The organism is Kitasatospora sp. NPDC001683 (assembly GCF_053596495.1).
On the sequence record NZ_JBSFGK010000096.1, the window covers coordinates 15,874 to 29,713 of the forward strand.

Annotated in this window: 11 protein-coding genes and 1 rRNA gene; 7 read left to right on the top strand and 5 right to left on the bottom strand. The window is 73.1% G+C overall.

The genetic code is table 11. The features are described from left to right. The first annotated feature begins 80 nt into the window (after positions 1 to 80). Positions 81 to 1,808, top strand: coding sequence for a bifunctional 3'-5' exonuclease/DNA polymerase (locus tag ACWCYO_RS33695; RefSeq protein ID WP_270143520.1), 1,728 nt, complete (start codon positions 81 to 83; stop codon positions 1,806 to 1,808). A gap of 6 nt (positions 1,809 to 1,814) precedes the next feature. On the opposite strand, the gene dhaM is transcribed toward ACWCYO_RS33695, so the two are convergent. Next, complete coding sequence (gene dhaM, locus ACWCYO_RS33700; protein WP_270143522.1) at positions 1,815 to 2,210, bottom strand: dihydroxyacetone kinase phosphoryl donor subunit DhaM; 396 nt, start codon at positions 2,208 to 2,210, stop codon at positions 1,815 to 1,817. A gap of 215 nt (positions 2,211 to 2,425) precedes the next feature. Between dhaM and dhaK the strand changes: the two genes are divergently transcribed. The 4 genes from dhaK (at position 2,426) to ACWCYO_RS33720 (ending at position 7,036) form a co-directional block, all read left to right on the top strand. Next, entirely contained in the window at positions 2,426 to 3,421 is a 996-nt protein-coding gene (gene dhaK, locus ACWCYO_RS33705; protein WP_270143524.1) for a dihydroxyacetone kinase subunit DhaK, read from the top strand. A gap of 19 nt (positions 3,422 to 3,440) precedes the next feature. After that, entirely contained in the window at positions 3,441 to 4,082 is a 642-nt protein-coding gene (dhaL, locus tag ACWCYO_RS33710; protein WP_270143526.1) for a dihydroxyacetone kinase subunit DhaL, read from the top strand. A gap of 406 nt (positions 4,083 to 4,488) precedes the next feature. Then, entirely contained in the window at positions 4,489 to 4,707 is a 219-nt protein-coding gene (locus ACWCYO_RS33715) for a heavy-metal-associated domain-containing protein (protein WP_270150954.1), read from the top strand. A 70-nt stretch (positions 4,708 to 4,777) separates the two neighbouring features. After that, positions 4,778 to 7,036, top strand: coding sequence for a heavy metal translocating P-type ATPase (locus tag ACWCYO_RS33720; protein ID WP_449786332.1), 2,259 nt, complete (start codon positions 4,778 to 4,780; stop codon positions 7,034 to 7,036). Positions 7,037 to 7,103: 67 nt separating this feature from the next. On the opposite strand, the gene ACWCYO_RS33725 is transcribed toward ACWCYO_RS33720, so the two are convergent. From ACWCYO_RS33725 to recD2, 3 genes are all read right to left on the bottom strand, one after another. Beyond that, a complete protein-coding gene (locus tag ACWCYO_RS33725) occupies positions 7,104 to 7,823 on the bottom strand; it encodes an SDR family NAD(P)-dependent oxidoreductase (RefSeq protein WP_270143531.1) in 720 nt (239 codons plus the stop codon). 538 nt (positions 7,824 to 8,361) lie between these two features. Next, on the bottom strand, positions 8,362 to 9,651 hold the full coding sequence (locus ACWCYO_RS33730; RefSeq protein WP_270143533.1) for a citrate synthase: 1,290 nt from the start codon (positions 9,649 to 9,651) through the stop codon (positions 8,362 to 8,364). A gap of 225 nt (positions 9,652 to 9,876) precedes the next feature. Next, positions 9,877 to 12,111 (bottom strand): SF1B family DNA helicase RecD2, encoded by a 2,235-nt coding sequence (recD2, locus tag ACWCYO_RS33735; RefSeq protein WP_270143535.1) that lies wholly within the window; start codon positions 12,109 to 12,111, stop codon positions 9,877 to 9,879. A gap of 216 nt (positions 12,112 to 12,327) precedes the next feature. On the opposite strand from recD2, the gene ACWCYO_RS33740 reads away from it, so the two are divergent. Together ACWCYO_RS33740 and ACWCYO_RS33745 are read left to right on the top strand one after the other, a co-directional pair. Beyond that, positions 12,328 to 13,122, top strand: a complete 795-nt coding sequence (locus ACWCYO_RS33740; protein WP_270143537.1) for a VOC family protein — start codon at positions 12,328 to 12,330, stop codon at positions 13,120 to 13,122. Between the two features lie 88 nt (positions 13,123 to 13,210). Continuing rightward, positions 13,211 to 13,687, top strand: a complete 477-nt coding sequence (locus ACWCYO_RS33745; RefSeq protein ID WP_449786333.1) for an N-acetyltransferase family protein — start codon at positions 13,211 to 13,213, stop codon at positions 13,685 to 13,687. Positions 13,688 to 13,757: 70 nt separating this feature from the next. On the opposite strand, the gene rrf is transcribed toward ACWCYO_RS33745, so the two are convergent. Continuing rightward, a 5S ribosomal RNA gene (rrf, locus tag ACWCYO_RS33750) occupies positions 13,758 to 13,840 on the bottom strand; the annotation flags it as partial.

A 13,840-nucleotide genomic window follows, 5' to 3' on the forward strand; every position in this document is an offset into this window, starting at 1 on the left:
ACGGCGCAGACCCGCGGGCCGCACACCCGCGCCCCACCCGTACGCCCGACCGCTCACTCACCGGAGAGGAGACGCCCGCCGTGGCCCCCAGAACCGCCCTCGTGCCCGACCCGCACGGCCCCGGCGGCCGCCTCCAGCCGCTGGACGACACCGGCAGCCCGCTCGGACCGCCGGAGACCGTCCGTGACCTCGCCGCCGCGGTCGCCGCCCGGGAGGCCTCGAGCCGTGATGATGCTCCGGGGCCCCGCTGGGTCTGGGCCGCCGCCGACTCCGGGTACGCCCCACTGCTGCCCCGGCTGCCCGACCGGCTCGCCCGCTGCCACGACCTGCGGCTGGTCGAGGCCCTGCTGCTGGGCCACGAGGGCCGCTTCGGCGCGCCGCGCTCGCTCGGCGCCGCCTGGTCCCGGCTGCGCGGCCTGCCCGTCCCGGACGACCTGCCCGAACCGGGCCTGGCCGACGCGGACGACGGACAGGACACCCTGTTCGCCCCCGACCGGCTGCAACTGCCGCCCGGCGCCGACCCGTTGGACGCCGTCGTCGCCGTGCACGCCGAACAGCAGCGGCGGATCGCCGCCATCGGCGACCCGGCCGCCCGGCAGCGCTTCCGGCTGCTGGTCGCCGCCGAGTCGGCCGGCGCCCTGGTGGCCGCCGAGATGGCCCACGACGGCCTGCCCTGGCGCTCCGACGTCCACGACGAACTGCTCACCGACCTGCTCGGCCCCCGCCCCACCGTCCCCGGCACCCAGCCCCGGGTGCTCGCCGACCTCGCCGTCGAACTCCACCAGGCCCTCGGCGCCAAGCCGTTCAACCCCGACTCGCACACCCAGGTGCTGCGCGCCTTCGCCGAGGCCGGCATCCAGCTCGGCTCCACCCGCTCCTGGGAGCTCAAGGGCATCGACCACCCGGCCGCCCGACTGCTGGTCCGCTACAAGGAGCTGTCCCGGATCCACGTCGCCCACGGCTGGGCCTGGCAGGACGCCTGGGCCCGCGGCGGCCGCTTCCGGCCCGAGTACGTGGTCGGCGGCGTGGTCTCCGGCCGCTGGGCCAGCCGCGGCGGCGGCGCCCTGCAGATCCCGCGTATCCTGCGCCGCGCCGTGGTCGCCGACCCGGGCTGGCTGCTGGTGGTCGCCGACGCCGCCCAACTCGAGCCGCGGGTGCTCGCGGCGCTCTCCCAGGACGCCGGACTGGCCCGCACCGCCGCCGGCGGCGACCTCTACGAGGCGCTCGCCGCCAGTGCCTTCCAGGGCGACCGCGACAAGGCCAAGCTCGGCCTGCTCGGCGCCATGTACGGGCAGACCAGCGGCGACATCGGCCCGCTGCTGAACACCCTGCGCCGCCGCTACCCCGCCGCGATGGGCTACGTCGAGGCCGCCGCCCGCACCGGCGAGGACGGCGGCGTGGTCACCTCCCGGCTCGGCCGGGTCTGCCCGCCCGCCTCCGCCGCCTTCCTCGACCTCACCGAGGCCGACACCTCCGGCGAGACCGGCGGCCGCACCGCCCGCGCCCGCGGCCGGTTCACCCGCAACTTCGTCATCCAGGCCAGCGCCGCCGACTGGGCGCTCGCCCTGCTGGCGGCGCTGCGCCGACGGCTGAACGAGCTCCCGGTGCCCGTCCCGGCGGACCGCCCCCACCTGGTGTTCTTCCAGCACGACGAGGTGATCGTGCACACCCCGGCCAACCTGGCCGAGGCGGTGGCCGCCGCCGTCGCCGAGGCGGCCGACGAGGCCCGGCGGCTGGTCTTCGCCGACACCCCGGTGCGCTTCCCGCTCAGCACTGCCGTGGTGGACTGCTACGCGGACGCCAAGTAGCGGCGGCTACCGGAGCTTGCGGAAGGTGCGCGCGTCCTCGGCCGCCGCGACCACCTCGGCCAGCCGCGCCCCGGTCGAGGCGGTGACGGCGGCCGCCACCGCGCCCTCCACGAACGGCGCGTCCACCAGCCGCACGCCCGGCCTCGGCTCGTCCTCCAGCACGGTCACGGCGGTGAGCACCGAGCTGCCGAGGTCCGGCAGCACGACCACGCCCGCCCCGCCGTCCGCCTCCGCGATCGCCCCGGCGATCAGCTCGTAACTGGTGCCGAGACCGCCGTCCTCCGTCCCGGCCGCGACCACCACCCGCACGCCGTCCGAGGCGAGTTCGCCGAGCAGCTCGCGCAGCCCCTCCGCGAGCCGAGCGCTGTGCGAAACCAGAACGATGCCCACGTGTTCGCTCATGCGCCCGCCTCGCTCCGCTCGCCGGTCGCTTCGCGAAACGCGCACCTCTTGTCGTTTCCTTCGCTTCGCTCACTCATGCCGGCGACCCTACGGCCCCGGTCCGCTGCTCCGGGAGGGTGACCCGGATCCCGCGTGTCGCACCCCGTGCCCACACCCCCCGTCTGGCGTAGCGTCGGCGACAGGCTGTTGCGTCCTCACCAAGGGAGCGAAGAGCGTTGAAGAAGCTGATCAACACCCCGGAGAGCGTCCTGGAGGACGCCCTGGCCGGAGTCGCCGCCGCCCACCCCGAGCTGACGGTGGACATCCCCAACCGGGTGATCACCCGGGCCACCCGCCCGGCCGGCCCCAAGGTCGCGCTGATCTCCGGCGGCGGTTCCGGCCACGAGCCGCTGCACGGCGGCTTCGTCGGCCCCGGCATGCTGGACGCCGCCTGCCCCGGCGAGGTGTTCACCTCCCCCGTCCCGGACCAGATGCTGGCCGCCGCCAAGGCGGTGGAGAACGGCGCCGGGGTGGTCTTCGTCGTGAAGAACTACACCGGTGACGTGATGAACTTCGAACTCGCCGCCGAACTCGCCGCCGAGGAGGGCCTGGAGGTCCGCACCGTCCTGGTCAACGACGACGTCGCGGTCGAGGACTCCACCTGGACGGCCGGCCGCCGGGGCACCGGCGCGACCGTCCTGGTCGAGAAGACGGCCGGCGCGCTGGCCGAACGCGGCGCCGGCCTGGACGAGGTGGCCACCCTGGGCGAGCGGGTCAACGCCGCCTCCCGCTCCTTCGCCGTCGCGCTCACCGCGGCCACCGTCCCGGCCGCCGGCAAGCCCGGCTTCGACCTGCCCGAGGACGAGATCGAGGTCGGCGTCGGCATCCACGGCGAGCCCGGCCGCCGCCGCGAGAAGCTCCGCCCGGCCCGCGACCTGGCCGCCGAGGTGGTCGAGACCATCCTCACCGACCACCACCTGACCCCGGGCGACGAGGTGATCGCCCTGCTCAACGGACTCGGCGCGACCCCACTGCTGGAGCTGTACGTGGTCTACGGCGAGGTCGCCGCCCGGCTCGCCGAACGCGGCATCACGGTCGCCCGCAGCCTGGTCGGCAACTACGTCACCAGCCTCGACATGGCGGGGTTCTCCCTCACCCTCACCAAGGCCGACGCCCAGCTGGTGGACCTCTGGGACGCCCCGGTCGACACCCCCGCCCTCAAGCGGGCCTGAGCCGTCCGGAGGAGACCCGATGGACTTCGACACCCCGCTGTTCGATTCCCCACTGGCCGAGGCCTGGATCCGCGCGATCGCCGCGGCCGTCGAGGAGGAGCAGGCCCGGCTCACCGAACTGGACTCCGCGATCGGCGACGGCGACCACGGCAGCAACCTCCAGCGCGGCTTCGCCGCCGCCCTGACCGCCCTGGACGGCCTCCAGCCGACCGGCCCCGGCGCCGTCCTCAGCAAGACCGGCGCCACCCTCATCTCCAAGGTCGGCGGCGCCTCCGGCCCGCTCTACGGCAAGGCCTTCCGCGCCATCGGCGCCGCCCTGCCCGAGCCGGCCGACCCGGCCGTCCTCGCCGAGGCCCTGGCGGCCGGTCTGGACGCCATCCGCGCCCTCGGCAAGGCCGAGCCCGGGGACAAGACCATCGTGGACGCCTGGACCCCGGCCGTCGCCGCCTTCCGCACCGCGGCCGCCGCCGGCGCCACCCTCCCCGAAGCCGCCACGGCCGCCGCCGACGCCGCCGACCAGGGCGCCCGCGACACCGTCCCCCTCCAGGCCCGCAAGGGCCGCGCCTCCTACCTCGGCGAACGCAGCATCGGCCACCAGGACCCGGGCGCCACCTCCACCGCCCTCCTCTTCCGCACCCTCGCCGACATCACCAGCCACTGAGCGCCCCGCCCACCGGCCCGCTCCCCGTCGCGCGGTTCCCGTGCCCCCAAAGGGGCGCGGCAACCGCGCGAAGCGGAAGGCCCCCCACCCGCACCCCGGTCCCCCAGCCCCTCCGAACCCGTCCGCCGAGCAGATCCACCCGCACGCCGGGTACGACGCGACCGGGCTGCTCGTGGTCTCCTCGGGTGGGCTGCTCCGGCCGCGGCTGCTGATCCGGCGGGAGCCGACCGCGCCGATCCCGGCGCCGTCCCCCTCCTCCCCGGTCCGAGCGGCCCCGTCGCCTACGATGCGATCCACCTCACCCATCCCTCCGGGGAAGACCCACCCCTCCGGGGAAATACCCCTGAGGGGTATGGTGTTGGGAGAGCAAGAGAGCCAGTACCGCACCGACCTCCCGGAGGCCCCGATGTCCAGCACCATCACCTACACCGTGTCCGGCATGAGCTGCGGCCACTGCGAGAAGGCGATCAGCGAGGAGCTCTCCGCGCTGGCCGGTGTCACCGAGGTCGCCGCCGACGCCCAGGCGGGTACCGTGACGGTCTCCTCCGAAGCCCCGCTGGCGGAGGAGCAGGTCCGCGCCGCGATCGACGAGGCCGGCTACGAGCTGGTCGGCCCCGCCGCCTGAGCAACCCCGCGCAGGGCGGGGGCCCGACGTCCCGGCCCCCGCCGCACGCCCCCACCGAGGAGCCACCCGCATGACCACCTCCGCCCCCGGCCTCGAGGCCCGGGACCGGGTCGAGCTGTCGATCGGCGGGATGACCTGCGCCTCCTGCGCGGCCCGGATCGAGAAGAAGCTCAACCGGATGGACGGCGTCGAGGCCACCGTCAACTTCGCCACCGAGAAGGCCCGGATCGACTACGGTCCCGGCGTCACGGTCGAGGACCTGATCGCCGCGGTCGAGCGCACCGGCTACACCGCTGAGCTCCCGCCGCCCCCGGCCGCCGTCGCCGAGCCGCCCGCGGCCACCCGGCCCGCCGAGCAGGATCCCCTGCGCGAGCGCCTGCTGATCAGCGCCGTGCTCAGCGTCCCGGTGGTCCTGCTCTCGATGGTCCCGGCCCTGCAGTTCACCGACTGGCAGTGGCTGGCCTTCGCCCTCACCGGTCCGGTCGTCGCCTACGGCGGCCTGCCGTTCCACCGCGCCGCCTGGACCAACCTCAGGCACGGCGCCGCGACCATGGACACCCTGGTCTCGCTCGGCACCCTGGCCGCCTTCGGCTGGTCCTGCTGGGCCCTGTTCCGGGGCCACGCCGGCCTGCCGGGGATGCGGCACGACTTCTCGTTCGCGATCGGCGACACCGACGCCTCCGGCACGCTGTACCTGGAGACCGCCGCCGCCGTCACCGTGCTGATCCTGCTCGGCCGCCACCTGGAAGCCCGCGCCAAGCGCCGGGCCGGCGCCGCCCTGCACGCCCTGCTCGACCTCGGCGCCAAGGACGTCGCCGTCCTCCGGGGCGGCCGGGAGGTCCGGCTGCCGGTGGACCGGCTGGCCGTGGGCATGCGCTTCGTGGTGCGCCCGGGCGAGAAGGTCGCCACCGACGGCACGGTGGTCGAGGGCAGCTCCGCGGTGGACGCCTCGATGCTCACCGGCGAGTCCGTCCCGGTCGAGGTCACCGTCGGCGACACCGTCACCGGCGCCACCGTCAACGCGGGCGGCCGCCTGGTGGTCGAGGCCACCCGGGTCGGCGCGGACACCCAGCTGGCCCGGATGGCCCGACTGGTCGAGCAGGCCCAGAACGGCAAGGCCGCCGCCCAGCGGCTGGCCGACCGGATCTCGGCCGTCTTCGTCCCGGTGGTCATCCTGATCGCCCTCGCCACCCTGGTCGGCCGACTGCTGGTCACCGACAGCCCCACCGAGGCGTTCACCGCCGCAGTGGCCGTGCTGATCATCGCCTGCCCGTGCGCCCTGGGCCTGGCCACCCCGACCGCGCTCATGGTCGGCACCGGCCGCGGCGCCCAGCTCGGCATCCTGATCAAGGGCCCCGAGGCGCTGGAGACCACCCGCCGGGTCGACACCGTCGTGCTGGACAAGACCGGCACCGTCACCACCGGCCGGATGGCACTGGTCGCCGTGCACACCGCCGAGGGCGTCACCGAGGCCGAGGCGCTGCGGCTGGCCGGCGCGGTGGAGCACGCCTCCGAACACCCGGTCGCCCGGGCCGTCGCCGAAGCCGCCGCCGACCGCCTCGGCGGGCTGCCGCCGGTGGCGGACTTCCGCAGCGTGCCCGGCCGGGGCGTGGAGGGCGTCGTGGACGGCCGTACGGTCACCGCCGGGCGCGAGGCCCTGCTGGCCGATGGCGCCCAGCACCTGCCACCCGTCCTGGCCCGCGCCAGGGCCGCCGCCGAGGCGGCGGGCCGCACCGCGATCGCGGTCGGCTGGGACGGCCAGGCCCGGGCCGTGCTGGAGGTCGCCGACGCGGTCAGGCCGACCAGCGCCGAGGCCATCGCCCGGCTGCGCGCGCTGGGCCTGCGCCCGGTGCTGCTGACCGGTGACAACGCGGCGGTGGCCGGGGCGGTCGCCGCCGAGGTCGGCATCGACCCCCGGGACGTCATCGCCGGGGTGCTGCCCGAGGACAAGGTCGACACCGTCAGGCGGCTGCAGTCCGAGGGGAGAGTCGTGGCGATGGTCGGCGACGGCGTCAACGACGCCGCCGCGCTCGCCCAGGCCGACCTGGGCCTGGCGATGGGCACCGGCACCGACGCCGCGATCGAGGCCGGCGACCTCACCCTGGTCCGCGGCGACCTGCGCGCCGCGGCCGACGCCATCCGGCTCTCCCGCCGCACCCTCGGCACCATCCGGGGCAACCTGTGCTGGGCCTTCGGCTACAACGTGGCGGCGATCCCGCTGGCGGCGGCCGGACTGCTCAACCCGATGATCGCCGGGGCCGCGATGGCCTTCTCCTCGGTCTTCGTGGTCAGCAACAGCCTCCGGCTGCGCCGCTTCCGGCCGGCCTGAGTCCTGGCGGCAAGAGGGGCCCGGACCGCTGGAAACCGCCCGCGCGGTCCGGGCCCCTCACCGTGGCTCAACGCCCCAGCAGCTCCCCGCCGTTGCAGTGCAGGATCTCGCCGGTGATGAACCCGGCCTCGGCCGAGGCCAGGAAGTGCACCGCCGCCGCGACCTCCCCGGTCTCGCCGATCCGGCCGAGCAGGGTGCGCGCCGCCCGGCGGGCCACCTCGGGCTCGTCCAGCCGCGGACCGAAGAACTCGGTGCCGGCCACCGTGCCCGGCGCGACGATGTTGGCGGTGATTCCCGAGGTGCCCAACTGGGCGGCCAGGAAGTGGTTCCAGGCGTGCAGCGAGGCCTTCGCCGCACCGTACGAGCCGGCCCCGCGCAGGGCGGCGATGGAGCTGATGGTGACGACCCGGCCGGAGCCCGGGGTGAGCCGGTCCCGGATCGACTCGGTGAGCAGCACCACGGTCAGCACGTTGCGCTCGAAGTCGCCGCGCCAGCGGGCCAGCAGGGCGTGCGGCCCGCCACCGACCACGGTCTCCCGGCTGCCGGCGTTGTTCACCAGCACGTCGATCCGCTCGGGCAGTTCGGCCAGCGCGGCCTCCACCCCGTCCGGGTCGGCGAGGTCGCACACCAGCGGGGTGACGTTCGGCCCGAGGTCGGCCGCAGCCTTCTCCAGGACCGCCCGACGGCGACCGACGATCACCACGTGCTCGCCCGCCTCGGCGAACCGCCGCGCGACTTCGTACCCGATTCCCGTACCACCGCCGGTGACGACGACGTTCCTGGCCATCTGCGCACTCCCTCCCCAGTTCCGCCGTCGCGCGACGAGGTGCGCGACGGTCCGTACCGGAATGCCACGATTCCTATCACGCTCGGTTGCCGTGACTGCGGGGAGGGTGACGTCGCGCGCGAGGGAAGGTGTGATATGGGCGTGGTACCAAGCGCCTACGGAGCGTGGCGAGAGGCAGCTCACACCCCCCGGGCGTAACTTCTCGCACCCTGATACGTCTTAGGTTGGTAGTGCGGCAGTTTTCCCGATGGACGGGGCGCGGCTAACGGCAACGTGTCCCGCTCTTCCAGCAGCTGTCGCCGACGGGGCTCCGGCGGGCCCCGGGACGGTCGTCGTGCTTTTCGACGGCCTTCGCGCACGGCGCCGGGGTCGTGGCGGGTCAGGGACGCTTTGAGCGGCCGTCCCCGGCCGCAGCCGGCCCCGGAGTCGTGCGCCGTACGGTTCCGTCCCCGCGCGGGCCCTGCCGGGTCCGCGCGGGGACGCGCGAAGGGGCCCGGCCGCTCAGCAGCGGCCGGGCCCCTTTCGGTGCGGTGCTACGTCAGCGCTGCTCGAGCTCGACGTAGTCGCGGATCGCGGTGCCCGTGTAGATCTGGCGCGGGCGGCCGATCCGGCTGGTCGGGTCGTTGATCATCTCGTGCCAGTGGGCGATCCAGCCCGGCAGCCGGCCGAGGGCGAACAGCACGGTGAACATGCTGGTCGGGAAGCCCATGGCGCGGTAGATCAGGCCGGTGTAGAAGTCCACGTTCGGGTACAGCTTGCGCGAGATGAAGAAGTCGTCCTTGAGGGCGTGCTCCTCCAGCTTGAGCGCGATCTCCAGCAGCTCGTCGCTCTTGCCGAGCTGGCCGAGGACCTCGTGCGCCAGCAGCTTGACCTGGGCGGCGCGCGGGTCGAAGGCCTTGTAGACGCGGTGGCCGAAGCCCATCAGCTTGACGCCGGCTTCCTTGTTCTTCACCTTCGTGATGAACGAGTCGACGTCGCCGCCGTCCTTCTGGATGCTCTCGAGCATCTCCAGCACGGCCTGGTTGGCGCCGCCGTGCAGCGGGCCCCACAGGGCCGAGATGCCCGCCGAGATCGAGGCGAACAGGTTGGCGTGGCTGGAACCGACCAGGCGCACGGTGGAGGTCGAGCAGTTCTGCTCGTGGTCCGCGTGCAGGATGAGCAGCTTGTCCAGGGCGTTGACCACGACCGGGTTGAGCTCGTAGTCCTCGGCCGGGACGGCGAAGGTCATCCGCAGGAAGTTCTCGACGTAGCTCAGGTCGTTGCGCGGGTAGACGAAGGGCTGGCCCATCGCCTTCTTGTACGCGTACGCGGCGATCGTCGGCAGCTTGGCCAGCAGGCGGACGGTCGACAGGTGGCGCTGGGCCGCGTCGAACGGGTTGTGGCTCTCCGGGTAGAACGTGGAGAGCGCGCCGACCACCGAGGACAGCATGGCCATCGGGTGGGCGTCCCGCGGGAAGCCCTGGAAGAAGCGCTTGACGTCCTCGTGCAGCAGCGTGTGCTGGGTGATCTCGCGGTTGAAGTCCGCCAGCTGGTCCGCGTTGGGCAGCTCGCCGTTGATCAGGAGGTACGCGGTCTCGATGAAGCCGCCCTGCGCTGCGAGCTGCTCGATCGGGTAGCCGCGGTACCGCAGGATGCCGTTGTCACCGTCCACGAAGGTGATCGCGGACTTGTACGCGGCGGTGTTACCGAAGCCGTTGTCCAGGGTGACCAGGCCGGTCTGCGGGAGCAGCTTCGAGATGTCGAAGCCGGAGTTGCCCGCAGTGCTCTCGACGACGGGGTACTCGTACTCGCCGTCCTGGTACCGCAGTACTACCGAGTTGTCGCTCACGTCTTCCTCACCGACGAAATGAATCCTCTTCCAAGGTGCCCTGACTGTCTCTACCATCCCCCATCCGGAGGACAGTCGCGCACCCGGGGTGGCCCGGAAGGGCCCGCCCCTACAAAACCTGCCGCCGCAGCCGGTACGAACCGGACAAGATCGGCACAACCCTAGGCTCTGCCGTAAATCTCTTCACGTCAAGAGAACATTAGAGGCAACCATCCTGTTGGATAATCATCCAGAAGCAAGTCGATGATCGAGCGCGGCATGCCGCCTACCTGCACTGACGGTCCTCACGGCCTGCGCGATCGCCTTCCGTGACCCGACCAGCACCACGAGTTTCCTCGCCCTGGTCACAGCGGTGTACAGCAGGTTTCGCTGGAGCATCGTCCAAGCGGACATAGTGACCGGAATCACCACCACCGGGTACTCACTGCCCTGCGAGCGGTGGATCGTCACCGCGTACGCGTGGGCCAGCTCGTCCAGTTCGTCGAAGTCGTACGACACCTCCTCGTCCTCGTCGGTGAGCACCGTCAGCCGCTGGTCGTCCGGACTGAGGGCGGTCACCACTCCAACTGTGCCGTTGAAGACGCCGTTCCGCCCCTTGTCGTAGTTGTTGCGGATCTGGGTGACCTTGTCCCCCACCCGGAACGTCCGCCCGCCGAAGCGCCGCTCCGCCAGCCCTTCCCGGGCCGGCGTCACCGCCCCCTGCAACAGCGTGTTCAGGTTCCCCGCCCCGGCCGGACCCCGGTGCATCGGCGCCAGCACCTGCACGTCCCGGCGCGGGTCGAAGCCGAACTTCTGCGGGATCCGGCGCGCCACCACGTCCACCGTCAGACCGGCCGCCCGCTCCGCGTCGTCCTCCACGAACAGGAAGAAGTCCGTCAGCCCCTCCGTCAGCGGCGGCTTCCCCTCGTTGATCCGGTGCGCGTTGGTCACCACCCCCGACTGCTGCGCCTGCCGGAAGATCCGGGTCAGCCGCACCGACGGGATCGGCCCGTCCTCCGCCAGCAGGTCCCGCAGCACCTCCCCGGCGCCCACCGAGGGCAGCTGGTCCACGTCCCCCACGAACAGCAGGTGGGCCCCCGGCGGCACCGCCTTGACCAGCTTGTTCGCCAGGATCAGGTCCAGCATCGAGGCCTCGTCCACCACCACCAGATCCGCGTCCAGCGGCCGGTCCCGGTCGTACGCGGCGTCCCCGCCCGGCTTCAGCTCCAGCAACCGGTGCACCGTCGAGGCCTCCGCCCCGGTCAGCTCCGCCAGCCGCTTAGCCGCCCGCCCGGTCGGCGCCGCCAGCACCACCTTCGCCCGCTTGGCCAGCGCCATCATCACGATCGACTTCACCGTGAACGACTTGCCGCAGCCCGGGCCACCCGTCAGCACCGCGACCTTGCGGGTCAGCGCCAGCCGCACCGACTGCTCCTGCTCCGGCGCCAGCTGCGTCCCGGTCCGCTTCGCCAGCCACTCCAAGGCCACCGGCCAGTCCACGTCGGCGGACCACGGCAACCGGTCGGAATCCGAACGCAGCAGCCGCAACAGCTGGTTGGCCAGCGAGATCTCCGCCCGGTGGAACGGCACCAGGTAGACCGCGGTGATCGGCTCGCCCGCCTCCCCCGGCACCGTCTCGCGCACCACGCCCTCGGCGGCGACCAGCTCCGCCAGACAGTCGATCACCAGCCCGACGTCCACCTGCAGCAGCTTGACCCCGTCCGCGATCAGCCGCTCCTCCGGCAGGTAGCAGTGCCCTTGGTCGCTGCTCTGCGACAGCGCGTACTGCAGCCCCGCCTTCACCCGCTCCGGGCTGTCGTGCGGGATCCCCACCGCCTGGGCGATCCGGTCCGCCGTCAGGAAGCCGATGCCCCAGACGTCCGCCGCCAGCTTGTACGGCTCGTTCCTCACCACCCCGATCGAGGCGTCGCCGTACTGCTTGTAGATCCGCACCGCCAATGAGGTCGACACCCCGACCCCCTGCAGGAAGACCATCACCTCCTTGATGGCCTTCTGCTCCTCCCAGGCCGCGGCGATCTTCTTGGTGCGCTTCGGCCCCAGCCCCGGCACCTCGATCAGCCGGCCCGGCTCGTTCTCGATCACCTCCAGGGTGTCCACCCCGAAGCGCTCCACGATCCGCTCGGCGAACCGCGGCCCGATCCCCTTGATCAGCCCCGATCCCAGGTACCGCTGGATGCCCTGCACCGTGGCCGGCAGCACCGTGGTGTAGTTCTCCACCGTGAACTGCCGCCCGTACTGCGGATGCGAGCCCCACCGCCCGTGCAGTCGCAGCGACTCGCCGACCTGCGCCCCCAGCAGCGCGCCCACCACCGTCAGCAGGTCGTTCCCGCCCCGCCCGGTGTCCACCCGGGCCACCGTGTAGCCGGTCTCCTCGTTGGCGTAGGTGATCCGCTCCAGCACGCCCTCGACCTGCGCGAGCTGGCGGGGCACCTGCTGCCCCGACTGCGCCTGCTTGCCCACCGGAACCCCCTTCGACCGGTACGGGTGGACCATTCCGTTACGCACCGTACCGCCCCGCGCGGACAACCCCGACGCCCCGGAAGGCCGCGCACCCGGGGCAGCCCCGGTGCCGACCCGCCGTGCGGGGCCCCCGCCGAGGTGCCAGGCTGGTATGACCCCAGGGGTCGTCGACCGCGCCCGCGCCCGCACGGGACCCGTCCGAGGAGCAGTGCCGCCATGCTCAACACCGACTTCCGCCCCGGTTCCCCGGACTGGCTCGACCTGAGCAGCCCCGACACCCGGGCCTCCGTCGACTTCTACGCCGCCCTGTTCGGCTGGACCTTCGACTCGGCCGGTCCCGAGGCCGGCGGCTACGGCTTCTTCCAGCTCGACGGCCGCACCGTCGCCGCCCTCGGCCCGCTCGCCGACGAGGGCAGCACCCCGCCCGGCTGGACGCTGTACTTCGCCACGGACGACGCCGACCGCACCACCGAACTCGTCCAACAGGCCGGCGGACGCGTGCGGTTCGCCCCCTTCGACGTCTTCACCGCGGGCCGGATGGCCGGCTACACCGACCCGACCGGCGCCGACTTCGCCGTCTGGCAGCCGCACGACACCCGCGGCCTGGACCTGGTCAACGACGAGATCAGCCTCTGCTGGGCCGAGTGCTACAGCGTCGACGCCGACCAGGCCAAGGCCTTCTACCGCGCGGTCTTCGGCTGGCAGGAGCAGGACGTCCCGTTCGGCGAGGTGCTGTACACCGTCCTCACCCCGGCCGGCGGCGGCACCGACGACGCCCACGGCGGCATCATGCAGCTCGGCCCCGAGCACACCGCGCGCGGCACCGGCTCGCACTGGCTCCCCTACTTCGAGGTCCCCAACGTGGACGCCAGCCTCGCCATCGCCGAACAGCTCGGCGCCACGGTCCGGATCCCGGCAACCGACGTGCACGGCGTCGGGCGCCTCGCCCAGCTGCTCGACCCGCACGGCGCCGTCTTCGCCGTCATCACCAGCGCCGCGCCCGGGACATGACCAGGAATCGCTCCAGAAGGGCCGTGAAGGGCGCGCTACGGGCGTAGACAAGGGTGGTCGAGCAACCAGGGCCCTCTATTCTCCGATCATGACTGAAACGGCCGTTCTGACGATCCGACGGGCCTCCGAGGCCGACCTGCCGGCGATCGTCGCCATGCTCGCCGACGACCCACTCGGCGCCACCCGCGAGACCCCCGCCGACCTCACCCCGTACCGCGCCGCCTTCACCCGCATCGACGGCGACCCGCACCAGCACCTGGTCGTCGCCGAACGCGCCGGCCGCACCATCGGCACCCTGCAACTCACCCTCGTCCCCGGCCTCTCCCGGACCGGCGCCACCCGCGCGATCATCGAGGCCGTCCGCGTCCACGCCGACGAACGCGGCAGCGGACTCGGCACCGAACTGATCCGGTGGGCCGTCGAACGCGCCCGCGAACTCGGCGCCGACCTCGTCCAGCTCACCTCCGACGCGACCCGCACGGACGCGCACCGCTTCTACGAACGGCTGGGCTTCGTGCCGTCGCACCTCGGCTTCAAGCTGGCGCTTTCGAACCGAGACGAATAGCGAGACGAACGGCCCGGAAACGCGAAGAACCCCCATCCGGAATCCGGATGGGGGGTTCTTCTGAAGAATTGTTCGGCGGCGTCCTACTCTCCCACAGGGTCCCCCCTGCAGTACCATCGGCGCTGTGAGGCTTAGCTTCCGGGTTCGGAATGT

What these genes read in the sequence shown, in the direction of transcription:
- dhaL (WP_270143526.1), top strand. Translation starts at nt 3,441, where the DNA reads ATGGACTTCGACACCCCGCTGTTCGATTCCCCACTGGCCGAGGCCTGG.
- ACWCYO_RS33715 (WP_270150954.1), top strand. Translation starts at nt 4,489, where the DNA reads ATGTCCAGCACCATCACCTACACCGTGTCCGGCATGAGCTGCGGCCAC.
- ACWCYO_RS33740 (WP_270143537.1), top strand. Translation starts at nt 12,328, where the DNA reads ATGCTCAACACCGACTTCCGCCCCGGTTCCCCGGACTGGCTCGACCTG.
- ACWCYO_RS33720 (WP_449786332.1), top strand. Translation starts at nt 4,778, where the DNA reads ATGACCACCTCCGCCCCCGGCCTCGAGGCCCGGGACCGGGTCGAGCTG.
- ACWCYO_RS33745 (WP_449786333.1), top strand. Translation starts at nt 13,211, where the DNA reads ATGACTGAAACGGCCGTTCTGACGATCCGACGGGCCTCCGAGGCCGAC.
- dhaM (WP_270143522.1), bottom strand. Translation starts at nt 2,210, where the DNA reads ATGAGCGAACACGTGGGCATCGTTCTGGTTTCGCACAGCGCTCGGCTC.
- ACWCYO_RS33725 (WP_270143531.1), bottom strand. Translation starts at nt 7,823, where the DNA reads ATGGCCAGGAACGTCGTCGTCACCGGCGGTGGTACGGGAATCGGGTAC.